Here is a 21052-nt window from a genome sequence, read left to right on the forward strand (position 1 = left end):
TTGACGCCCGAAGGGCGCTCAATTGGTCCCGCCTCGGCTACTGGCCGAAAGACGGGATGCCCGTCGCCGTGAAGGGGCGACGGCGGGCGCGCGCCGCTGGGGGCGGCGCGGAAATGGAGGAGCTTACTTCCTATCTTATACCTTGGCGGCGAAAATGGGCTATTATCGCCGTAATATCAGTCACTTAATATTATGCAGCCATCTTGCGCCACAGCGGGTAAATCCGCCGTCGCGGCTTCGGCTGCAACCATCGGGGCAACGGCAGGGCACTGGCCGCCAGATCAGCCCTCCGTGCCTCGGCGCGGGTTTCGCAGCGCCGCTCCCTTGCTTTCTGGAATTCGTCTACCAGCCGGAACTCGCAGCGCAACGCGTCAATGGCTGCGTAGATCATTATCTTTGCCTCCCGGCTCCGAGCGCCGAACTTGTAGCCAAGACGGCCGCCTATGGTGGTCAGGTCGTCACCATCAACGGCACTCTCAAAAACATCCAGCAGCCTACGCTCCCCGAACTGGATGCCAGTCTCGATAACCGCAAGCCGCGCGACCAGCAGCGGAAACTTGGCGTCGAGTCGGTCTAGTGCGTCGAAGGCACGCGCATGAAACTTCATCGGGACGATGGCGTATTTCTCGTCGGTCGCGATCTGACGGTGTTGCCCTACACCTTCTCCGCCTTTGGCCGCTTGTCGCGTTTCGCGGTAGGATACTTTCCCGCTCTCGGCACTCTTCGTCCAACCTGACTTAGCCGCCTCGTCAATGGCTTCCGCTCCGCGCATCTTGAGTGTGCGCGCCGCAACCTCGACGCCTTGCTCATCGCCGCCGCCCGCGTCTCGACCATACGGCGATGCCTCGGCAGCAGTTACGAGCCGCCGGTATCGGAGAACTACAGCGATATCGTCTCCGCGACCGTCTCGCCGGAGGGACTCCAGCAGCGGCCAGGCCAGCGCGTTGTTGTTTGCGCTGCCGTCCCATTTGCGACCAGGACGGCGGCGCGCGGCGGCGTTGTGGGTTGCGATGGCTGCGGTATCCTCCAGATTGCGCAACGCCGCCCTGGCGCGCCCTGCGGCCCGTTCTGCGGCGGTCTGGTTGGACGCCCCGGCCGGCTTGTCGTCGCGGTCTTCGCGGCTCGGCCGGTCGATGTCGTCCATAACGTTGTTGTCGTTGTCCGCCGCGATCTGGCGCGCACGATAGGCCGCCGTGAATACAGGCGTGTTGTCGTTGTCCGCCTTCCGCGCGGGTCGCTTCATTGGCCTGGTGGCCGTCTCCGGCGGTTCTGGAAGATCGTAAGCTTCTTGGCCTTTCATGCCGAGCGCGGCGGCCGAGCGAGCATTCACATAGCCGGTGCCGTGAACATAAAGCATAATCGAGCCGGACGGTGCCGGCTGTTCTGTGGTGGTCATTTTTTGAAGTTCCCCAGATTGGCCGCACCCCGCAGCCATAGTTGGTTTTGCGGCCATGGCCGCGTCCCGAAACCGCCACCCTCCGTGGCGGGTATAGGCAGGTGTCACGCTGCCAGTTGGCGCCTCAATGAGACGTCAACCTATATCATCTAGTGTCGGAACTATCCGTAAACACTAAATATAGTGTTATCGGCTGATTTATTCCAGTCGGCGCACCGGGCAACCCGGTTGATGCGCATCGTTTTTGCTCGCCTCCTATCCAATATAGTGTTTTCAGGTGGATTTCCCCAGCCGCCACGGAGAACGGGCAGAAATGCGTGAAAACGCACGCTTTCCGATTGGAGATTTTGAAGGGGGTTCCGTCCACGCAAGGGACGCATGACCTATAAAAAGGCGACTCCCTCGAAACCGTCAAGGATTCGTTTTTATCGAATTTGTGACCCCAACATATTGTGTGTCACGCATGCGGATAACGGGGATTTCTGATTTCGAGAATTCAAAAGATTCGTTTTAGTTCTGCGTGAGAACACAGCGGGTTTGGGCTGGTGTGGGCTGTTGGACTTCAAATCGCCCCATGTGCCCGGCCAGACAGGAACGGCTGCCTGGCCATTGCCGCCCGAATGTCGGCAGGTTGATCGGGATCGTTGATAATCGACAATCCGAACTCGACGAGCGACAAGTCTTTCGGGCGCGCCCAGATCATACGTCGCACTTTGCCGGCCGCGCTCAATGAGCCTTTCGGCCTGCCGGCGCCAGGGCGTCGCCCGCCCTTTTGATTTTCTGACTTTTTGGTTTCCATTTTGCCCTCGTAAAATCGTGGCTAGACGGGCCGGTCCGCAGGGGAAGCGCCAGCACTTCTGAGGCGCCCCCCGGGGGGGGGGCGGCGGAACGCTTCGACGGCGGCGGCGTTGTGCTGACGCCAACAAGGATCGCTGACATGGCCGACGAAGACACCAACACAACGCGCGTCGCAGACGCCGCCCGGAAATTAACCGATGACACCGAAGCGGCATTGCGAAAGGAAATCGCAAGTCTGAAGCGGCAGCTAACCCGGATGACGAACCAAATGGCCGGCCGGTCTGAGGAAGTCGGCGAAGAGGCAAGCGGCTGGTACGATAACGCTGCCGATCGGGCAGCGCGAACCACCGAGACGCTGAAGGCGCAGGCGCAAACCGTTTCCGACACGGTGCGCGAGAATCCCGGCACGCATAGCGGTGCGCTTCTGCTAGGTGGTATGCTTGGCTTGGCGGTCGGCGTGATGCTCGGCCAGCACGAAAGCCGTAACGCCCGATGGTGGGAGCGATAACATGTTGCGGCTAATCCTGATGGCCGTCTCCGGCTATGCGGCCTACCGTGTCGCGGTCGGCGTCGCCGCCGAGAACCAGACGCGACAGTTGCTGCCGGCACCGTCGCCCGCTAACCGTCTGCAGGTGGGAGCGCGCAGACGTCAAGCCACCTCCCGCTGATCTGTGTCGTTCTGATTGTCCGGCTTGAGATCGGGCCGCTCTCGATAAAGCTCAGCCCAGCTAATGCGCCTGCCGCGCAATGCGCCGTTATGCTTAGCGGGTTGGCCGGTCAGGTCGGTCGGTTCTGCGGTGGTGGAGGTCAAGGTCTGATCCTTTCTGATGAGAACGCACCGGCAACCGAATGCCGGCGCGCAAATTTTAACGTGCCGGCCGTTGAACCGCTACACCGGCCAGACACTCCCTTCCGTCGTCGGGATTACTTCACCGCCTTCCAGCGTCTTCAGGACAACGAAATCCAGGCAATCGGAACCGGGGTTTGTCACAACCCCAACGACGCGCACCCGCTCGTCATCGACCGTCTCCGCGTCGAACGGCTCGATCGGCATCAGCGCCCCGACGCGCCGCGCGTCTTCGGCCAGCTTGGCGGCATGGTCGGTGAGTGCGCCGAGGAAGGCGTGATACATTTCCTCTCCGTCCATCATGCGGCCTCCGCGAGGTCGTCCGATGCCGGCGCGTAGTCCAGCCCGCCCTTGTATCGCGGCATGACGGTGATCGGTCGACCGGAAAGGGCTTTCAGTTGCTCCTCATTCTCGACGTTCTCGACGCCCAGTGCCCGGAGCATGCGGCTGAATTCTCTCTGCGCATCGATCTGCGTTTCCTGCTCTGGATGGTTGATATGAATTTCATGGCTCCATCGTTCCGCTTCGCCCCGCTCGGCGAACATAAAGGTGAAAATCGAGTGCGTTGTCGAAACCTCGTAGAAATCGACATCGACAATATCGACGACGCGCATGGGGCGCTCCTCTGGCTGCTGGCGGCCCGTCACATGGGATTCCGAATCCGCCTTCCGCGCCTTGTCCCTCTTCTTGGCGATGGCCGCCTCTTTCGCGTCGACATAGACTTCCGGCAGGTCTTCGTCGTACCGCTCGCCGGCCAGCCAATTTGCCGGCGTAGGGATCCATTTCTTGTCGACGGGGTGCTCGCGGTAGTGCTCCGCCCACCGGCCAGCCTCTAGGATGATGCGTTCGGCAAGCTCTGGCGAAGGTGCAAGCTTATCCCATGCCGCCTTGGCCTTGGGCTTCTGATATTTGCGGGGAAATACAATCCAGAAGCGATCGAACGCGCTCTCCGGGTCCCTCGAACCCGGCGCGGTGGCCGTAAGGCCATCCGAAGCCGGGGGTTCGAGGGTATCTATATTTCCTACCTTACCGTCTGCCGGCTTTGTAAGCCGGCACGGTAAGTAGGATTCGCTGCACACGGGTTCAGCGCTAGGATCGCTAGTGCTGCACAAGGGTTCAGCACCAGTGCTGCACAAGGGTACAGCACTAGCTAGCGCTGTAGATGGGTGCAGCACTAGCCAATTTGGGGTGTACTCGGCGGGGCGGGTTCCTATGCCGGGATGCAGGCTGAAGAAGCCCCATTCCACCAATTCCCGGCAAGCCTTGATGACCGTATGCTGCGACAAGCTGGCCGCTTTCTCGATATAGCGGATGCTGGCGCGGCCGCCGCCATGCTTCTGCATAAACCTGTCGATGATTACCCAGGCCACGGCAGCATGACGGCCGGTTGTGCGACGGTCAGACAGGATTGCGCCCAGCGTCCACCACTGCGCTAGCAGCGTGCCCGGCTTTGCGGTGCGCGGTTCTTTAGTCTCTGCCATTGGCGGTCGCTCCTTGAATGGCGGCAATCACCGCCAAAGCTGCGTCGGGCTGGAACGTCACGGCGGCGCGCCCAAAAACGTTCGGGCCGAAAACCCGAAGGCCGGCCTTGGTTTGTTTCAGGATCAGGTTGTTAAGGCGGATGCCGTCGACCTCGATGTCGACACGCGCTATCGCGCCGCCGCCGGATTGCTCCGGTCGGTACGAAATGATTTGCAAGGCGATCTCCGTGCAATGTTGGGTTAGGCGTTCTCGGAAAAACGCCATAAGAAACAATGGTACGAAGGTTAGGCGATTTGCGCCCTACCCTATTGTTTTTACTTGCTTATGATTGTCCCCTTGGGCGTACCAATCTCTCCAGAGCTTCGAGTTACCACATAGTTGTCCAGCGCGGCGACGACCGCTTCCGCCAATCATAGCGCACCAGCGCCTCATGTCGTTCCCGGCGATGATCGGAAGCAGCAGAAACGGCGGGAACCGGCAAAGCAAAACCCCGCCGGAGAGGCGGGGTTTGTCTTGGGCGATCGTTTATTTTCGATCGTTCGGCGAAGGCCCGAAAAATCAGAACGGCGAATCCGGGAAATAAAATTCCTTGGCGTTGTCCTTCGTCACCAGCGTGGCGTCGAGGATGAAGGAGCCGCGCACCGGGACCTGGTCGTAGAAATTGGCGGCGGTGAGTTCCATCGCCGTGCCGATCATTGCCGGCGGGTAGAGCACGTCGACCGGGACCAGCTTGTCGCCGTCCATCACCTTCTTGACCATGTCCTTGGAGCCGGCGCCGGCGATGACATACTGGATGTCGGTGCGCTTGGCCTGCTCGATGGCCTGCAGCACGCCGACGGCCATGTCGTCGTCCTGGCACCAGACCACGTCGATCTTCGGGTGCTTGGTCAGGAAGTCCTGCATGACCTTGAAGGCGTCGTCGCGGTTCCAGTTGCCGAACTGACGGTCGAGAACCTTGACGTTCGAGCCGGCGATGCCCTTGTCGAAGCCGTCCTGGCGCTGCTGGTCGATCGGGATCGGCAGGCCGCGGATGACCACCACCTGGGCGTCGGGCGTGTGCTCCTTGATGTACTGGCCAGCGACTTCGCCAAGCGCGGGGTTGTTGCCGGCGACGTAGAGGTCACGCACGGAATTGTCGTTGTTCGACGGCGCGCGATCGACCAGCGTGACGAACGAGCCCTTGTCCTTGACCTCCTTGATGGCGTTGACCAGCGGGTCGGGATCCGACGGCAGAATGACCAGCGCGTCGATGCCCTGCACGGCGAGGTCCTGCACGGCATTGGCCTGCGAGGCTGCGTCCGGTGAGGTCTTGACGATGACGTTGAGGCCGGGATGCTCGGCCATCAGCAGCTTGGCCACGCGTTCGGCGTGGAAGACGATGCCGGCCGTCCAGCCGTGGTCGGCGGCCGGAATGGACACGCCGATGGTCACCTTCTTGTCCTGGGCGTGGGACACGCTCATCAGCGCCGCCATGGCGACGGCGGCTAGGCCCAATAGTCGTTTGCGCATGCTCTCCTCCAATAATAACAGGGGTCTGGTGGGTGAAGGCCGGGTGCCCCGCTGGCCCGGCCGATTCGCTAGGTCCTCCTCAGCGATCTTTGCACCAGCATGGCGATGATGATGATCGCTCCCTGGATCGCGCCGATGAGGTATTCGCTGACGAAGTTCGACAGCAGCATGATGTTGCCGACGATCTCGAGGATGAAGGCGCCGCAGATCGTGCCCCAGATGCGCCCCACGCCGCCGCGCAGCGCGGTGCCGCCGACCACGACGGCGGTGATGGCCTGCAATTCCCACATCAGGCCGGTGGTGGCCGAGGTAGAGCCGAGGCGCGGGATGTAGAGCAGGCAGGCAACGGCCACGCACAGCCCCTGGACGACATAGGTGATGGTGCGCACTCGCGCCACAGGTATGCCGGAATAGCGCGCCACGTCCTCGTTGGAGCCGACGGCCAGCACATGGCGGCCGTAGCGCGTGCGGTAGAGCACGAAGGCGCCGAGCGCTGCCGTGGCCAGGATGATGAGGATGGGAACCGGCACGCCCAGCACCGAGCCGAAATAGGCGGGACGGTAGAGCGCCTGCACCTCCGGAGAGCGCAGCGTGATGGCGCCGCCCTGCGACAGCCAGGTGGTCAGGCCCCGGAATATGCCCATCGTGCCCAGCGTGGCGATGAAGGGCTCTATCCTGCCTATGGTCGTGATCAGGCCGTTGGCGAGGCCGCAGGCGGCGCCCAGCAATATGGCTACGACGACCGCGGCGGCCAGCATGGTGCCCGGCCCGGTGATGACGCCGCTGTTCAGGAACATGATCGTCAGGCTGGCGACGAACGCCACCATGGAACCGACCGAAAGGTCCAGCCCGCCCGCCGAGATCACGAAGGTGGCGCCTACCGCGATGATGGCGATGAAGGCGCTGCGGGTGATGACGTTGAGCAGATTGTCGATCGAGATGAAGTTGGGGTTGGCGAAGGCGCCCAGCACCAGAAGCAGCGCCAGCGCCACGAAGGGCGCCACGGCCGTCAGGTCGATGCTGCGTTTGGGCACCACGGGTTTCGGTTTGTCTGCTGCGAGGTCGGTCATGGTGCTGCTCTAAGCGGCCTCTCCGGTTTTGACGCCCGTGGCGAGGACGACGATCCTGTCTTCGGTCATGTCGGCGCCCGCCACCTCGCCGACGATGCTTCCCGAGCGCATCACCACGATGCGGTCGCAGATGCCGATGAGTTCCGGCATCTCGGAGGAGACGACGATGATCGAGCGCCCTTCCTCGGCAAGCTGGGCGATGAATTTATAGATCTGTTCCTTGGTGCCGATGTCGATGCCCCTGGTGGGCTCGTCGATGATGACGATACGGGGATCGAGCATCATCATCTTGGCCAACAGCAGCTTCTGCTGGTTGCCGCCGGAGAGCTGTCCGGCCAGCATGTCCTTGCGGCCGGCGCGGATATCGAATTCGGCTATGGCCTTGTCGAGTGCCGATGCTTCCTTGGCGCGGTCGATCTGGAGGCTGCGCACAAAGCGGGCAAGCGAGGCCAGCGTCAGGTTGGTGCGCAGGTCCTTGGCCAGCAGCAGGCCCTTTCCCTTGCGGTCTTCGCTGAGATAGACGATGCCGGCCTTGAGGCTGGCGGCGACATTGCCGAAATGCATGGGCTGGCCGTTGAGCCGCACCGTGCCGTGCCCCGGCCGCAGGCCGACGACGCCTTCCATCAGCTCGGTGCGCCCGGCGCCGACAAGACCGGCGAAGCCGAGGATCTCGCCCTTGCCGAGCCTGAAGGAGGCGTGCCGGGCGAAGCCCGGTACGGAAAAGTCCTCGACATCGAGCACGGTTTCGCGAGCAGAGGCGGCCTGATGGTCCGGATAGAGCTTGGCCACGTCGCGGCCCACCATGAGCTTGGCCATGTCGACCGGCTGCAATTCGGATGCCTGGCGCGTTGTCACGAGCCTGCCGTCGCGCAGCACCGTCACCCTGTCTGCGATCTCCTTCACCTCCTGCAGGCGGTGCGAGATGTAGAGCACCCCGGCGCCCTTGGCGCGCACGTCGGCGATGACCTTCAGCAGCGCCTCCGTTTCGACCGGCGTCAGCGAGGCGGTCGGTTCGTCGAAGATCACCACGCGATGCGGCACCAAAAGCACGCGCGCGATCTGGACGAGCTGCCGCTGGGCGATGGAGAGCTGCCCGACTATTGCCTTCGGGTCGATGTCGGCGCCAAGGCCGCGCACGGCCCGGCGCGCGCCTTCGTTCATGGTGCGGTCGTCCATGGTCAGGCCGTTGCCGAGTTCGCGGCCGAGATAGACGTTCTGCGCAACCGTCAGGTCAGGCGCCAGCAGGATTTCCTGATGCACCAGCACGATACCGCGCCGCTCCGCATCGACCGGGCCGGTCAGCGTCACGGCTTCGCCGTCGATGCGCAATTCGCCGCGGCTTGGCTGGAGGTGCCCGGCCAAAAGCTTCATCAGCGTGGATTTGCCCGCCCCGTTCTCGCCGATGATGGCATGCACCTCGCCCGGCCGCAGGTCGAGATTGATCTCCTTCAGCACCTCGACCGGGCCGAATGATTTCGAAAGACCGACCGCTTCGAGCAGCGGCGCGCCGGATGCGGAAGGGGAGGCGGGGTCGCTCATCACACCTTGGTCCAGACGTTGCCGGCCCGGGAGGAGGCCACGGCGGCTTCGATGAAGCGCATGCCGGCTAGCCCGTCCTCGACGGTGGGGTAGATCACCCCGGCTTCCGGCTTGTTGCCGTCGCGCGCGGCGCGGATGGCGCGTGCCGCTTCGGCGTAGATGGTGGCGAAGCCTTCCAGATAGCCTTCCGGATGGCCGCCCGGCACGCGGCTGACGCGCGCGGCCTCGGGCCACGCGCCGGCGCCTGCGCGGGTGAGCAGTTGCTTTGGCTCGCCGAAGCGGGTGAACCAAAGATAGTTCGGGTCGGCCTGCGTCCATTCCAGCCCGCCCTTGGTGCCGTAGACGCGCAGTTTCAGCCCGTTCTCGTTGCCGACAGCGACCTGGCTCGCCCACAGCATGCCGCGCGCGCCGCCCTTGTAGCGCAGCAGGATCTGCACGTCGTCGTCCAGCAGGCGGCCGGGCACGAAGGTGGTGAGTTGCGCTAGCAATTCGTCGGTCTCCAGACCGGTGACGAAAGAGGCGAGGTTGTAGGCATGGGTGCCGATGTCGCCGACCGACCCGCCAGCGCCGGAACGCTTGGGATCGGTACGCCATTCGGCCTGCTTGGAACCGGAAAGCTCGGCGCGCTCGGTCAGCCAGTCCTGCGGATATTCCGCCTGCACCAGGCGGATGTCGCCGAGCTCGCCGGCAGCGACCATGGCGCGCGCCTGCCGGATCATCGGATAGCCGGTGTAGTTGTGGGTCAGCACGAACACCTTGCCGGTCTTCTTCACCAGATCGACCAGTTCCTGCGCCTCGGCGACGGTGGTGGTCATGGGCTTGTCGCAGATGACGTGGATGCCGGCATTCAGGAACGCCCTGGCGGCGGGCGCGTGCACGTTGTTCGGCGTGACGATGGAGACCGCCTCTATGCCGTCGGGCCGCGCGGCCTCGGCCTTGGCCATCTCCTCATAGGAGCCATAGGAGCGATCCGGCGCGATGCCGATCTCGGCCGCCGAAGCCTTGGCGCGCGCGGCGTCGGACGAGAGCGCGCCGGCCACCAGATCGAACTGGTCGTCGATACGCGCGGCGATGCGGTGCACCGCGCCAATAAAGGCGCCCTGGCCGCCGCCCACCATGCCGAGCCGGATGCGTCCGGCGCTGTTTTCCTGCCTGCTGCCTTCGATCGCCATGGTCAGCTCCTGTCCAGGCCGAGCATCTTGCGGTTGGCGGCGTCGTCCGTACCGGCGCCGGCGAAGTCGTCGAAGGCATGTTCGGTGACGCGGATGATGTGGTGCTTGATGAACTCTGCGCCCTCGCGCGCGCCGTCCTCGGGATGCTTCAGCGCGCATTCCCACTCCAGCACCGCCCAGCTGTCGAAGTCATAGGCGGTCAGCTTGGAGAAGATGCCGCCGAAATCGACCTGCCCGTCGCCGAGCGAGCGGAAGCGGCCGGCGCGGTCGACCCAGCTCTGGTAGCCGCCATAGACGCCCTGCCTTCCGGTGGGGTTGAACTCGGCGTCCTTCACGTGGAAGGCCTTGATGCGCTCATGGTAGATGTCGATGTAGTCGAGATAGTCGAGCTGCTGCAAAACGAAGTGCGAGGGATCGTAGAGCAGGTTGGCGCGGCCGTGGTTCTTCACCCGCTCCAGGAACATCTCGTAGCTGACACCGTCGTGCAGGTCCTCGCCCGGATGGATCTCGTAGCAGATGTCGACGCCATGCTCGTCGGCGTAGTCGAGCAGCGGTGTCCAGCGTTTGGCCAATTCGTCGAAGGCCGTCTCCACCAGGCCCGCCGGCCGCTGCGGCCAGGGGTAGACATAGGGCCAGGCCAGCGCGCCGGAGAAGGTGGCGTGCGCCTTGAGGCCGAGATGCTTCGAGGCGCGGATGGCGCGCCGCACCTGGTCCTTCGCCCATTCCGTGCGGGCGGCCGGATCGCCGCGCACTTCCGGCGCGGCGAAACCGTCGAAGGCGGCGTCATAGGCAGGATGCACGGCGACGAGCTGGCCTTGCAGATGCGTGGAAAGCTCCGTGATCTCCAGCCCGTGGCCGGCGGCGACGCCCTTAATCTCGTCGGCATAGTCCTTGGAATCGGACGCCTTCTTCAAATCGAACAGGCGTGCGTCCCAGGTGGGGATCTGCACCCCCTTGTAGCCCAGCGAGGCCGCCCACCCGCAGATCGCGTCGAACGAATTGAAGGGGGCCGCGTCGCCGGCGAACTGCGCCAGGAAAATGGCCGGGCCCTTGATGGTCTTCATGTGTCTTCTCCCAATTTCTTGCAGCGCGCGTGCGGCGGCGCTTACGCGGCGCTCTCAAACATATCTGTTGACGATGTTTTCGAGATATTCCTGGCGACCGGAGCGCGGCTGCGGGTCGAGGTTGCCGGCCTCGACATAGTGGGCGATCTCCTCCAGCGTGTAGCCGCCGGCCAAGGTCTTCTTGGCGTATTCACCGTTCCAGCCGGCATAGCGCTCCTCAAGCGGGGCGATCAGCGCCTTGTCCTCGACCATCCTGGCGGCCGCCTTCAGCCCGCGCGCGCAACAGTCCATCGCGCCGATATGGGCGATCAGGAGGTCCTGCGGATCGAGCGACTGGCGGCGCAGCTTGGCGTCGAAATTGGTGCCGCCGGTGGTGAAGCCGCCGGCCCGCAACACCTCGTAATAGGCCAGCGCCATCTCCGGCACGTTGTTGGGGAACTGATCGGTGTCCCAGCCCGACTGGTAGTCGTTGCGGTTCATGTCGATGGAGCCGAAAATGCCGAGCGCGGCCGCCAGCGCCAGCTCGTGCTCGAAAGAGTGGCCGGCAAGAATGGCGTGGCCCTGCTCGATATTGACCTTGACCTCCTTCTCCAGACCGAACTCCTTGAGGAAGCCGTAGACGGTGGCGACGTCGTAGTCGTACTGGTGCTTCGTAGGCTCCTGCGGCTTCGGCTCGATCAGGATGGTGCCCTTGAAGCCGATCTTCTTCTTGTAATCGACGACCATGGACAGGAAGCGGCCCGCCTGCTGACGCTCGCGCTTCAAATCGGTGTTGAGCAGCGTCTCGTAGCCCTCTCGCCCGCCCCACAGCACATAGTTCTGGCCACCAAGGCGCATGGTCACGTCCATGCATTTCTTCACCGTGGCGGCGGCGTAGTAGAACACCTCCGGATCGGGATTGGTGGCGGCGCCTGCCATGTAGCGGCGGTGCGAGAACAGGTTGGCCGTGCCCCACAGAAGCTTCACGCCGGTCTCGGCCTGCTTCCTGGCGAAGAGATCGGCGATCTCGTCCAGCCGGGCAGCGCTTTCGGCGAAATTCCTGCCTTCCGGGCGCACGTCGGCGTCGTGGAAGCAGTAGAAGGGCACGCCCAGCAGCGCGAACATCTCGAAGGCCACGTCGGCCTTGAGCCTGGCCTTGTCCATATCGTCGCCGAACCACGGCCGCTCGAAGGTCTGGCCGCCGAAGGGGTCGCCGCCCGGCCAGGCGAAGGAATGCCAGTAGGCGACGGCAAAGCGCAGGTGGTCCTCCAGCCGCCTGCCGGCGACCATCTCGTCCTTGTCGTAGAAGCGGTAGGCAAGCGGATTGGTCGAATCCGGGCCTTCATAGCCGATCCTGCCGATATCGCCGAAGAAGCCAGTGCTCATGAAGGGATGTCCGTCGCTTGCTTGAATGAACCGGATGCCGAAAGGGCAGCCCCGCCAGCCGGATTTGCGTACCTCATGGGAGAGAGTAGCCCGATCATGGCAGATTGTCCCTCAGATAAATCTCGATGCGGATATGCTCTTGGCCTTCCACCACGGGCGTGCCGTCGATCAGCGCCTTCAGGATGCGGATGGCGCTGCGGGTCTCGTGGCCGGCGTCCTGGCCGATGACGGCGTCGAACAGGCCGTCGCGCAGCGCCTTGCGCGCATGCGCGGTCAGCTCGTGGGCCACGACCGTCAGGCCGCGCCCGGCCTGATTGCCTGACAGCACCTCGATGACGCCGCGGTTGCCGGCGCCGATATTGTAGAGGCCGATGACATCCTTCTCGCGCGCGAGGCATCCGGCCAGCACCTGGCCGGTGGTCTGCGCGTCGTCGCGCCCTTCCAGCACGGGCAGGCATTCGAGGTGTGGAAACTCCGAGCGGATGACCTGGTCGAAGCCCATGCGCCGTTCGACATGGTCGCGCACCAGCATGGAACCGGCGATGAGCGCGATCTTGCCGGGGCGCGCCCCCAAAAAACGGCCGATCAGGCTGGCGGCGGTGCGTCCGGCCGCCACATTGTCGATGCCGACATAATGGTTGCGGCGGAAGGCGGGCACGTCGGAAACCAGCGTCACCACCGGAATGCCGATCTGGTGCAGGCGCGCAAGGGCCTCGCGCACCTCGGCGGAATCGGTGGCGACAAGCGCAACGCCCGAAACCGCGGACAGATCGAGAGCGTCCAGCACCTTGGCCAGCGCCGTGCCGTCGAAGGGCGGCACGGTCACGACCTCGACCTCGACCCGGTCGAGCGCGGCGCGGCGGCCGGCCTCGACCGCCTGCGCCTCGAGCGTGCGCATGAAGGTGTTTGGGCCACTCGGGATGACGAAGACGAAGCGGTAGCTGCGCTGCTTGGCGAGGTTGGCGGCGGCGATGTCGCGCACGAAACCCAGCCGGGCGATGGCCGCCTCGACGCGCGCGATGGTCGCCTCCCGCACGCCCGCGCGCCGGTTGAGCACCCTGTCGACAGTGGCAAGGCTGACGCCGGCCTCCTCGGCCACGTCACGGGTCGTCGGACGCACTTTCATTCCTCCCATTTGAGGTTCGTAGCGCAAATTTTGAGGTACGTAAATCGGAAATGTTCGAGATGCTGCCCGTCACGGCAAAGAGCCGGCGCGGTTTGGCAAAGCCGGCCTACATAGCGGAGGATTTCGGACGAGGAGGACCTATTGGCACATGACGCGGACGCGCACGCCGGCGGTCGTGGCGCCGCCGCATGTCAGCGGGTCCGCCGATGCGGGCGGGGTAACCTGCTCGGCCCGCTCGCGGGCGGGCTTGCGGGGCTTGGGGCGCCGCTTGTCGGTTCTGGCCGGCGAAGCCGGCCGCGTCGCCTGCGGCGGAACGGGGAAGACGGTCGCCCCTTCGTAGGAGGGACGCATCTCGTCGGGCTGAGGGCCCTTGTCCCAGAAGCGCCTCATGTCGAGCCGTTCGGGAATGACGACGGTGCCGTCGCCGCTGCGCGCGCAGCCGCCGACGGCGAAAGGCAGGCACACCAACAATCTCAACAGACGCAAGCGATCGGAAGCCACGGCGGAAAAGTGATAGCGTGAGGGCGGCGGCACCTGCAAGCCTTTCGATCCTCGTGCGACGAATGCCGGTCGCGCGTGCCGGGTCGCGTCTCGTTAAGGTTAGCCAATCATTAAGCCTTGTCGTGCACTGTTCGCCCGCGGATTGCGGTTGGGGGAGGCCGCGCGGGCTTGCGGGGAACGGATAATGGAGACAGGGGACGGAACGGTCGCGCCGGAAGCGCGATCGGCTGGCGCCGGAATTGAGGGAGCGTGGTTTTCGGTCGAGGCGCTGCGCGAACTTGTGAACGGCGATTGCGGTTGGCTGTGGGAAACCGACGCGGAGCACCGCCTTTCCTGGCTGTCCGATTCCTATCAGGCCGCTACCGGGATCGACCCCGCGAAAGTCCTCGGCCGTTTCGTATCCGCGCCTGATCGCGGTAGCTCGGGGGGTACCGCCGGAGCCCTGCTGCCGCCCGAAGCGGAGGCGCAACGCCCCTTCCGGGATTTCCTGTTTGAATTGAAGGACAGCCGGACCAGGTGCCGCTGGATCAGCGCTGCAGGCACCCCCCGATTCGACGGGACGGGTGCTTTCCTCGGCTATCGCGGCAGCGCGCGCGACGTCACCGGACTGCTGGAGAACTTCGAGGGCCTGCGCGGCGTCGAGGATTGCAGCGGGGCCCGGCTTTCGGATCTGCAGCGGACGATCGACCTGCTCGACATGGGCATCGTCATTGTCGATGCCGAGCTGAAAACGGAACTCATCAACCGGGCCTTCTACCGGATGTGGGACGCGCCGCTCTCGCAGGTCTCCGTGGGCTGCCCGTTCAGGGCGCTGATCGACTTCTATCGCCAGGACGGCCTTGCCGATGTCGCCGACGAAGACTGGGAAGGATATGTCGCCGGCCGGCTCGCCGAGATACGGGCCGGCGACGTCGCCCCGCGCGAGTTCGTCCGCAGCGACGGCCGCTCCACCATCTATTCGGTCGGGACGCTGTCGGGCGGCAAGCGGCTGATCTCCTATTACGACGTGACCGAGCTGAAGAAGCGGGAAAAGGCGCTGCGCGAGACGATGCAGCAGAACGACCTGTTCCGCAGCCTCATCGACAACGTGCCGGTCTCCATCTACGCCAAGCGCTCCGACCTCCGGCAATTCTACGTCAACAAGGGCTGGTGCGACCTGACCGGCATCGCCCTGGAAGACGCCGTTGGCAAGACCGACATCGAGATCTTCGGCGAGGACGGCCACGCCTTCGTCGAAAGCGATCTTGCCGTGCTGCGGACCGGTCAAACGCAGGAGACCGAGGAGACGGTGACGGCGGCCGACGGCACCGTGCGCCACCAGTTCTCGCGCAAGGGCGCGATGATCGCCTCCGACGGTTCGCTCTACCTGATCGGTTCCACCACCGACATCACCGAACTCAAGCAGCGCGAGGTGGAGCTGCAGGAAGCGCGCCACCGCGCCGTGCTGGCCGACCGGGCCAAGTCGGAATTCCTGGCCAATATGAGCCATGAGATCCGCACGCCCATGAACGGCGTGCTGGGCATGGCGGAGCTTCTGGCGAAGTCCGATCTCGATCCCAAGCAGAAAACTTTCACCGACATCATAGTGAAGTCGGGCAATGCGCTGCTCACCATCATCAATGACATTCTCGACTTCTCGAAGATCGACGCGGGGCAGCTGATGCTCGATCCGGCCCCGTTCAATCTCGCAGAGGCCATCGAGGACGTCGCCACGCTGATGTCGACGCGCGCCAAGGAGAAGGACCTGGAGCTGATCGTGCGCGTCCAGCCGGGCCTGGACGGCATGTTCGTCGGCGATGTCGGGCGCATCCGCCAGATCGTCACCAATCTCGTCGGCAATGCGGTGAAATTCACTGATGCCGGCCATGTGCTGGTCGACGTCACCGGCCAGAGGACGCAGGCGGGCACGCTGCTCACCGTATCGGTCACCGATACCGGCATCGGCATTCCCGAAGACAAGCTCAAGCCGATCTTCGAAAAGTTCAGCCAGGTCGATACATCCTCGACCCGGCGTCACGAAGGCACCGGGCTGGGGCTCGCCATCACCTCGCGGCTAGTGGATCTGATGGGTGGGGACATCGGCGTGGAAAGCGCCGAGGGCAGGGGCTCCACCTTCTGGTTCTCCGTGACGCTGCCGGATGCGGAGCGTGCAGGCCGGCGGCGCATCACGCCCATGGACGTCACCGGCGCGCGCGTGTTGATCGTGGACGACAATCCGGTGAACCGCTCGATCCTTTCCGAGCAGATGGCGTCATGGACATTCGATTCCTGTGCCGCCGCCAGCGGCGCGGAAGGCCTGAAGGTGCTGGCCGCCGCCGCTGCATACGGCATCCCGGTCGATTGCATCGTGCTGGACTACCAGATGCCCGGCATGTCCGGCGCGGAGATGGCGGCCATCGTGCGCAGCACGGAGGGCCTGGCGCAGACGCCGATCGTCATGCTCACCTCCGTCGACCAGGCTTCGGCCGGTGCCGCATGCCGCGATCTCGGCATCGACGCCCAGCTCATCAAGCCGGCGCGCTCTTCGGCCCTGCTGGAGGCGCTGGTGGCAGCCATCCAGAGGCATCGCGCCGCCGCGACGCCGGAACTGCATGGGCTTTCGCCGTCGGTGCAGATCGCCGCGGGCGAGGCCGAAGCGCCCGGACAGGCGCACGCCTCGCCGGCGGAGCGGGCGGCGCTTCAGGTCCCCTCGGCCCGGCCACGCCAGATGCGGGACGGAACAGGCGGGCTGGATATCCTGGTCGCAGAAGACAACGAGGTGAACCAGCTCGTGTTCACCCAGATCCTCGGCGAGACGGGCTACACTTTCCAGATCGTGGACAATGGCCGCAAGGCGCTGGAGGCATCGGCGAAGCTGATGCCGCGCATGATCCTGATGGACGTGTCGATGCCGGAGATGAACGGACTGGAGGCCACTTCGGAGATCCGCAAGCGCGAGGCGGCCGACGGCAGGCATGTTCCGATCGTCGGCGTCACCGCGCATGCGCTGAAGGGGGACCGCGAGCGCTGCCTGGAGGCGGGAATGGACGACTACCTGCCCAAACCCATCAGCCCCAGAGCGCTCACCGACAAGCTGGAGCGCTGGCTCGGGCAGGAAGAAGCCGTGCGGCGGCATGCCGTATGATATCCGGCGGCTGTCGGAAAAGAGGGGCGGGGCTGCGGAATTGTCCCTTCGCGGCCGGCTGGCACCGGGAAGCTTGGCGGCCAGGCACAAACGACTGATTCCGTTCGGCAAGTTCGGCAGGGCGCGAGCTGGCCGCTGGCGAAACGCCGGTCTGGCCGGCGTACGCGTAACCGGACCGACACGAAACTGTCATGCGACTGTAATAAACCCGGTTTATGGCCACCCCGACGCCGCAGGAAGGCGTTCTGAGACCATATACGAACAGGAGCAGGCCACATGAGACATTTCATCCGCTCGGCGGCCGTTGCGATCGCAATGGCTGCGGCGTCCGCCCTTACCGTTTCCGCTTCTCTCGCAGCGGACATCTCCGGCGCGGGCGCGACCTTCCCGTACCCGATCTATGCCAAGTGGGCAGATGCCTACAAGAAGGAGACCGGCGTCGGCCTCAACTACCAGTCCATCGGCTCGGGCGGCGGCATCAAGCAGATCAAGGCCAAGACCGTGACCTTCGGCGCCTCCGATGCGCCGATGAAGGGCGAGGACCTCGAGGCCAACGGCCTGGCGCAGTTCCCGATGGTGATGGGCGGCATCGTGCCGGTCGTCAATCTCGAAGGCGTCAAGCCGGGTGAGCTGGTGCTCGACGGCACCACTCTGGCCGACATCTTCCAGGGCAAGATCACCAACTGGAACGACGAAGCCATCAAGAAGCTCAATCCGGACCTCAAGCTGCCCGACCAGGCGATCGCCGTCGTGCACCGTTCGGACGGCTCGGGCACGACCTTCAACTTCTCCTACTATCTCGCCGACGTGAACGCCGAGTGGAAGGAAAAGGTCGGCGTCAACACCGCTCTGGAATGGCCGGTCGGCATCGGTGCCAAGGGCAATGAGGGCGTGGCCAACAATGTCGCCCAGACCGGCGGCGCCATCGGCTATGTCGAATACGCCTATGCCAAGCAGAACAAGCTGACCTATGCCGACATGATCAACAAGGAAGGCAAGAAGGTCGAGCCGACCGCCGCCGCGTTCTCGGCCGCGGCCGCCAACGCCGACTGGTCCTCGCAGCCGGGTTATGGCGTCATCCTCGCCAACCAGCCGGGCGCCGAGTCCTGGCCGATGACGGCCGCGACCTGGATCCTCGTCTACAAGAAGCCCCAGGATGCCGACGCGACCGCCCAGGCGCTGAAGTTCTTCTCCTGGTCCTACGACAAGGGCGACAAGGCCGCCAACGAACTGGACTACGTCCCGATGCCCGACAACGTCGTGAAGAGCGTCGAGGAAATGTGGTCCAAGGACATTGTCGGCTCCGACGGCAAGCCGCTCTTTTCGGCCATGTAAGATCCCTGCCCAAGACGGGGGGCGCCTCCGGGCGTCCCCCGCCTCCTGACCGGAAGAGGCATTCATGACAGTCGTTTCCGAAGCCCTGTCCCGAACGGCGGCAATGGAGGCCAGAGCCGCCACGGTGCGACGCTTCGCGCTTACCGACGCGGTTTTCCGCGGCATCACCCGCGCCTCTGCAATACTGGTCCTTCTGATCCTCGGCGGCGTCGCCATCTCCCTGGTGGTCGGCTCCTGGCCGGCCCTGTCGGCCTTCGGCCTTTCTTTCCTGACGACCGAATCCTGGAATCCGGTGACCGAAAAGTTCGGCGCCCTGGCGCCGATCTACGGCACCATCGTCACCGCGGCCATCGCCGTGCTGATCGCCGTGCCCATCGGCATCGGCATCGCGATCTTCCTCACCGAGCTTTGCCCGCGCCCGCTGCGCCGCCCGATCGGCATTGCCGTCGAACTTCTGGCCGGCATCCCGTCGATCATCTACGGCATCTGGGGCCTGTTCGTATTCGCGCCCTTCCTGCAGACGAACCTGCAACCCTTCCTCATCAACCTGTTCCATGGCGTTCCGGGGCTTTCCAGCCTGTTCGCGGGCCCGCCCTACGGCATCGGCCTGCTGACCTCGGCGCTGATCCTGGCGATCATGGTGCTGCCCTTCATCACCTCCATCACCAAGGACGTGTTCGACACCGTGCCGGCGGTGCTGAAGGAATCGGCCTACGGCATCGGCTGCACCACCTGGGAGGTGATGCGCCGCATCGTCATTCCCTACACCCGCGTCGGCATCATGGGCGGCGTCATGCTCGGGCTCGGCCGCGCGCTGGGCGAGACGATGGCGGTGACTTTCGTGATCGGCAACGCGCACCGTATCAGCGCCTCGCTGTTCGCGCCGGGCACCACGATCTCGGCCACCATCGCCAACGAGTTCACCGAGGCGGACGGCGAGCTTTATACGTCCTCGCTGGTGGCGCTGGGCCTCATCCTGTTCGTCATCACCTTTCTGATCCTCGCCGCCGCGCGTTTCATGCTGCTGCGCCTCGAACGCCGTACGGGAGCCTGAGCCATGTCCGCAGCCTCTTCGCTCCACAGCCGCCGCAAGGCCAGGAACGCGGTGATGATGACGCTGTGCCTCGTCGCGGCCGGCATCGGCCTCGCCTGGTTGGCGCTGATCCTCGGCGCGCTGGTCTACAAAGGGCTTTCAGGCCTTTCGCTTGCGGTCTTCACCGAGATGACGCCGCCTCCGGGCGACGCCGGCGGCCTGCTCAACGCCATCGCCGGCTCGGTGGCGATGACGATCATCGCCGTCGTCGTCGGCACGCCCATCGGCGTGCTCGCGGGCACATACATGGCCGAATACGGACGGTACTCGACGCTGACCACGGTGGTGCGCTTCATCAACGACATCCTCCTGTCGGCGCCGTCGATCATCATCGGCCTGTTCGTCTACGAGCTTATGGTGAGGCCGATGGGGCATTTCTCAGGGCTCGCCGGTGCCGTGGCGCTGGCCATCCTGGTCATTCCCGTGGTGGTGCGCACCACGGAGGACATGCTGAACCTGGTGCCGAACGCGCTGCGCGAGGCGGGCACGGCCATCGGCGCACCGCGCTGGGTGGTGATCCGTTCCGTCGCCTACCGCGCGGCCCTGTCCGGCATCGTCACCGGCATCTTGCTGGCCATCGCCCGCATCTCGGGCGAGACGGCGCCGCTCCTGTTCACCGCGCTCAACAACCAGTTCTGGTCGAGCAACCTCAACGCGCCGATGGCGAGCCTGCCGGTCACCATCTTCCAGTTCGCGCTCAGCCCCTATGAGGAGTGGCAGCAACTGGCCTGGACCGGCGCCCTCATCATCACGCTCACCGTCCTGGGGCTGTCGATCTTCGCCAGAAGCCTGACCGGACGCAAGCTTTAGAGAGGACAGATGAAACCGATGTTGTCCGCTGAAACCGTCATGGCCGAACCGGTCGTCGAGAAGGCCAAGATCGAGGTGAAGAACCTCAATTTCTACTACGGCGAGTCCAAGGCGCTGAAGGACATTTCATTGTCCCTGCCCGAGCGCAGCGTCACCGCCTTCATCGGCCCCTCGGGTTGCGGCAAGTCCACGCTGCTGCGCGTGCTGAACCGCATCTACGAGCTTTATCCCAAGCAGCGCGCCGAAGGCGAGGTGTTGCTCGACGGCGACAATATCCTGGCGCGCTCGCAGGACCTGAACCTGTTGCGCACCAAGATCGGCATGGTGTTCCAGAAGCCGACGCCGTTTCCGATGTCGATCTACGAGAACATCGCCTTCGGCATCCGGCTCTACGAGAAGCTGTCGAAATCCGAGATCGACGGCCGCGTGGAACAGGCGCTGAAGCGCGCCGCGCTGTGGGGCGAGGTCAAGGACAAGCTCCATGCCAGCGGCCTGTCGCTGTCGGGCGGCCAGCAGCAGCGGCTGTGCATCGCCCGCACCGTGGCCGTGAAGCCGGAAGTGATCCTGCTCGACGAGCCGGCATCGGCGCTCGACCCGCTGTCCACCGCCAAGATCGAGGAACTGATCGACGAATTGCAGGCCGACTACACCATCGTCATCGTCACCCACAACATGCAGCAGGCCGCGCGCGTCTCCAGCAAGACCGCCTTCATGTATCTGGGCGAACTGATCGAATTCGACCGTACCGAGAAGATCTTCACCTCGCCGCGCGAGAAGCGCACGCAGGACTACATCACCGGCCGCTTCGGCTGACATCGGCT

Annotated in this window: 20 protein-coding genes; 6 read left to right on the forward strand and 14 right to left on the reverse strand. The window is 64.5% G+C overall.

What is annotated here, in order from left to right; genetic code table 11:
* Nucleotides 1-190: 190 nt before the first annotated feature.
* Complete coding sequence (locus QU595_RS19165; RefSeq protein ID WP_315924841.1) at nucleotides 191-1396, reverse strand: hypothetical protein; 1206 nt, start codon at nucleotides 1394-1396, stop codon at nucleotides 191-193.
* Nucleotides 1397-1958: 562 nt separating this feature from the next.
* Nucleotides 1959-2195, reverse strand: coding sequence for a hypothetical protein (locus QU595_RS19170; RefSeq protein ID WP_315924843.1), 237 nt, complete (start codon nucleotides 2193-2195; stop codon nucleotides 1959-1961).
* 138 nt (nucleotides 2196-2333) lie between these two features.
* Between QU595_RS19170 and QU595_RS19175 the strand changes: the two genes are divergently transcribed.
* Nucleotides 2334-2702, forward strand: a complete 369-nt coding sequence (locus QU595_RS19175) for a hypothetical protein (protein WP_315924845.1) — start codon at nucleotides 2334-2336, stop codon at nucleotides 2700-2702.
* 141 nt (nucleotides 2703-2843) lie between these two features.
* On the opposite strand, the gene QU595_RS19180 is transcribed toward QU595_RS19175, so the two are convergent.
* The 12 genes from QU595_RS19180 to QU595_RS19235 form a co-directional block, all read right to left on the reverse strand.
* Complete coding sequence (locus tag QU595_RS19180; protein WP_315924847.1) at nucleotides 2844-3005, reverse strand: hypothetical protein; 162 nt, start codon at nucleotides 3003-3005, stop codon at nucleotides 2844-2846.
* Nucleotides 3006-3083: 78 nt separating this feature from the next.
* A complete protein-coding gene (locus tag QU595_RS19185) occupies nucleotides 3084-3344 on the reverse strand; it encodes a hypothetical protein (protein WP_315924849.1) in 261 nt (86 codons plus the stop codon).
* Nucleotides 3341-4522, reverse strand: coding sequence for a hypothetical protein (locus tag QU595_RS19190; protein WP_315924851.1), 1182 nt, complete (start codon nucleotides 4520-4522; stop codon nucleotides 3341-3343). Before QU595_RS19190 ends, QU595_RS19185 begins: the two co-directional genes overlap by 4 nt.
* Nucleotides 4509-4787 (reverse strand): hypothetical protein, encoded by a 279-nt coding sequence (locus QU595_RS19195; RefSeq protein WP_315924853.1) that lies wholly within the window; start codon nucleotides 4785-4787, stop codon nucleotides 4509-4511. Before QU595_RS19195 ends, QU595_RS19190 begins: the two co-directional genes overlap by 14 nt.
* 294 nt (nucleotides 4788-5081) lie before the next feature.
* Nucleotides 5082-6032 (reverse strand): substrate-binding domain-containing protein, encoded by a 951-nt coding sequence (locus QU595_RS19200; protein ID WP_315924855.1) that lies wholly within the window; start codon nucleotides 6030-6032, stop codon nucleotides 5082-5084.
* 68 nt (nucleotides 6033-6100) lie between these two features.
* Nucleotides 6101-7102, reverse strand: coding sequence for an ABC transporter permease (locus QU595_RS19205; protein ID WP_315924857.1), 1002 nt, complete (start codon nucleotides 7100-7102; stop codon nucleotides 6101-6103).
* Nucleotides 7103-7111: 9 nt separating this feature from the next.
* Nucleotides 7112-8641 carry a sugar ABC transporter ATP-binding protein gene (locus QU595_RS19210; protein WP_315924859.1) on the reverse strand — a complete coding sequence of 510 codons (1530 nt, stop codon included), beginning with the start codon at nucleotides 8639-8641 and terminating at the stop codon, nucleotides 7112-7114.
* Nucleotides 8641-9813 carry a Gfo/Idh/MocA family oxidoreductase gene (locus QU595_RS19215; protein WP_315924861.1) on the reverse strand — a complete coding sequence of 391 codons (1173 nt, stop codon included), beginning with the start codon at nucleotides 9811-9813 and terminating at the stop codon, nucleotides 8641-8643. The genes QU595_RS19210 and QU595_RS19215 overlap by 1 nt, the downstream gene beginning before the upstream one ends.
* Before the next feature lie 2 nt (nucleotides 9814-9815).
* The gene (locus QU595_RS19220; RefSeq protein WP_315924863.1) at nucleotides 9816-10877 is read right to left on the reverse strand and encodes a sugar phosphate isomerase/epimerase family protein; all 1062 of its coding nucleotides are present in this window, start codon (nucleotides 10875-10877) and stop codon (nucleotides 9816-9818) included.
* A gap of 54 nt (nucleotides 10878-10931) precedes the next feature.
* Nucleotides 10932-12242: a xylose isomerase gene (gene xylA / locus QU595_RS19225; protein ID WP_315924865.1), complete on the reverse strand. Its 1311-nt coding sequence runs from the start codon at nucleotides 12240-12242 to the stop codon at nucleotides 10932-10934.
* A gap of 94 nt (nucleotides 12243-12336) precedes the next feature.
* A complete protein-coding gene (locus QU595_RS19230; RefSeq protein WP_315925694.1) occupies nucleotides 12337-13362 on the reverse strand; it encodes a LacI family DNA-binding transcriptional regulator in 1026 nt (341 codons plus the stop codon).
* A 144-nt stretch (nucleotides 13363-13506) separates the two neighbouring features.
* On the reverse strand, nucleotides 13507-13833 hold the full coding sequence (locus QU595_RS19235) for a hypothetical protein (RefSeq protein WP_315924867.1): 327 nt from the start codon (nucleotides 13831-13833) through the stop codon (nucleotides 13507-13509).
* A gap of 733 nt (nucleotides 13834-14566) precedes the next feature.
* On the opposite strand from QU595_RS19235, the gene QU595_RS19240 reads away from it, so the two are divergent.
* The 5 genes from QU595_RS19240 (at nucleotide 14567) to pstB (ending at nucleotide 21044) form a co-directional block, all read left to right on the forward strand.
* Nucleotides 14567-16993 (forward strand): response regulator, encoded by a 2427-nt coding sequence (locus QU595_RS19240; protein WP_410000540.1) that lies wholly within the window; start codon nucleotides 14567-14569, stop codon nucleotides 16991-16993.
* A gap of 276 nt (nucleotides 16994-17269) precedes the next feature.
* Complete coding sequence (gene pstS / locus QU595_RS19245; protein ID WP_315924871.1) at nucleotides 17270-18328, forward strand: phosphate ABC transporter substrate-binding protein PstS; 1059 nt, start codon at nucleotides 17270-17272, stop codon at nucleotides 18326-18328.
* A gap of 64 nt (nucleotides 18329-18392) precedes the next feature.
* Nucleotides 18393-19382 carry a phosphate ABC transporter permease subunit PstC gene (gene pstC, locus QU595_RS19250; protein ID WP_315924873.1) on the forward strand — a complete coding sequence of 330 codons (990 nt, stop codon included), beginning with the start codon at nucleotides 18393-18395 and terminating at the stop codon, nucleotides 19380-19382.
* A 3-nt stretch (nucleotides 19383-19385) separates the two neighbouring features.
* Complete coding sequence (gene pstA, locus QU595_RS19255; protein WP_315924875.1) at nucleotides 19386-20231, forward strand: phosphate ABC transporter permease PstA; 846 nt, start codon at nucleotides 19386-19388, stop codon at nucleotides 20229-20231.
* A gap of 9 nt (nucleotides 20232-20240) precedes the next feature.
* Entirely contained in the window at nucleotides 20241-21044 is an 804-nt protein-coding gene (pstB, locus tag QU595_RS19260) for a phosphate ABC transporter ATP-binding protein PstB (RefSeq protein WP_315924877.1), read from the forward strand.
* The last annotated feature ends 8 nt before the right edge of the window (nucleotides 21045-21052 follow it).

Origin of the sequence: Mesorhizobium sp. SP-1A (genome assembly GCF_032460275.1) — a bacterium.
Lineage (GTDB): Bacteria > Pseudomonadota > Alphaproteobacteria > Rhizobiales > Rhizobiaceae > Mesorhizobium.

What these genes read in the sequence shown, in the direction of transcription:
- QU595_RS19165 (WP_315924841.1), bottom strand. Translation starts at nt 1,396, where the DNA reads ATGACCACCACAGAACAGCCGGCACCGTCCGGCTCGATTATGCTTTAT.
- QU595_RS19170 (WP_315924843.1), bottom strand. Translation starts at nt 2,195, where the DNA reads ATGGAAACCAAAAAGTCAGAAAATCAAAAGGGCGGGCGACGCCCTGGC.
- QU595_RS19175 (WP_315924845.1), top strand. Translation starts at nt 2,334, where the DNA reads ATGGCCGACGAAGACACCAACACAACGCGCGTCGCAGACGCCGCCCGG.
- QU595_RS19185 (WP_315924849.1), bottom strand. Translation starts at nt 3,344, where the DNA reads ATGATGGACGGAGAGGAAATGTATCACGCCTTCCTCGGCGCACTCACC.
- QU595_RS19190 (WP_315924851.1), bottom strand. Translation starts at nt 4,522, where the DNA reads ATGGCAGAGACTAAAGAACCGCGCACCGCAAAGCCGGGCACGCTGCTA.
- QU595_RS19195 (WP_315924853.1), bottom strand. Translation starts at nt 4,787, where the DNA reads ATGGCGTTTTTCCGAGAACGCCTAACCCAACATTGCACGGAGATCGCC.
- QU595_RS19200 (WP_315924855.1), bottom strand. Translation starts at nt 6,032, where the DNA reads ATGCGCAAACGACTATTGGGCCTAGCCGCCGTCGCCATGGCGGCGCTG.
- QU595_RS19205 (WP_315924857.1), bottom strand. Translation starts at nt 7,102, where the DNA reads ATGACCGACCTCGCAGCAGACAAACCGAAACCCGTGGTGCCCAAACGC.
- QU595_RS19210 (WP_315924859.1), bottom strand. Translation starts at nt 8,641, where the DNA reads ATGAGCGACCCCGCCTCCCCTTCCGCATCCGGCGCGCCGCTGCTCGAA.
- QU595_RS19215 (WP_315924861.1), bottom strand. Translation starts at nt 9,813, where the DNA reads ATGGCGATCGAAGGCAGCAGGCAGGAAAACAGCGCCGGACGCATCCGG.
- QU595_RS19220 (WP_315924863.1), bottom strand. Translation starts at nt 10,877, where the DNA reads ATGAAGACCATCAAGGGCCCGGCCATTTTCCTGGCGCAGTTCGCCGGC.
- xylA (WP_315924865.1), bottom strand. Translation starts at nt 12,242, where the DNA reads ATGAGCACTGGCTTCTTCGGCGATATCGGCAGGATCGGCTATGAAGGC.
- QU595_RS19240 (WP_410000540.1), top strand. Translation starts at nt 14,567, where the DNA reads ATGGGCATCGTCATTGTCGATGCCGAGCTGAAAACGGAACTCATCAAC.
- pstS (WP_315924871.1), top strand. Translation starts at nt 17,270, where the DNA reads ATGAGACATTTCATCCGCTCGGCGGCCGTTGCGATCGCAATGGCTGCG.
- pstC (WP_315924873.1), top strand. Translation starts at nt 18,393, where the DNA reads ATGACAGTCGTTTCCGAAGCCCTGTCCCGAACGGCGGCAATGGAGGCC.
- pstA (WP_315924875.1), top strand. Translation starts at nt 19,386, where the DNA reads ATGTCCGCAGCCTCTTCGCTCCACAGCCGCCGCAAGGCCAGGAACGCG.
- pstB (WP_315924877.1), top strand. Translation starts at nt 20,241, where the DNA reads ATGAAACCGATGTTGTCCGCTGAAACCGTCATGGCCGAACCGGTCGTC.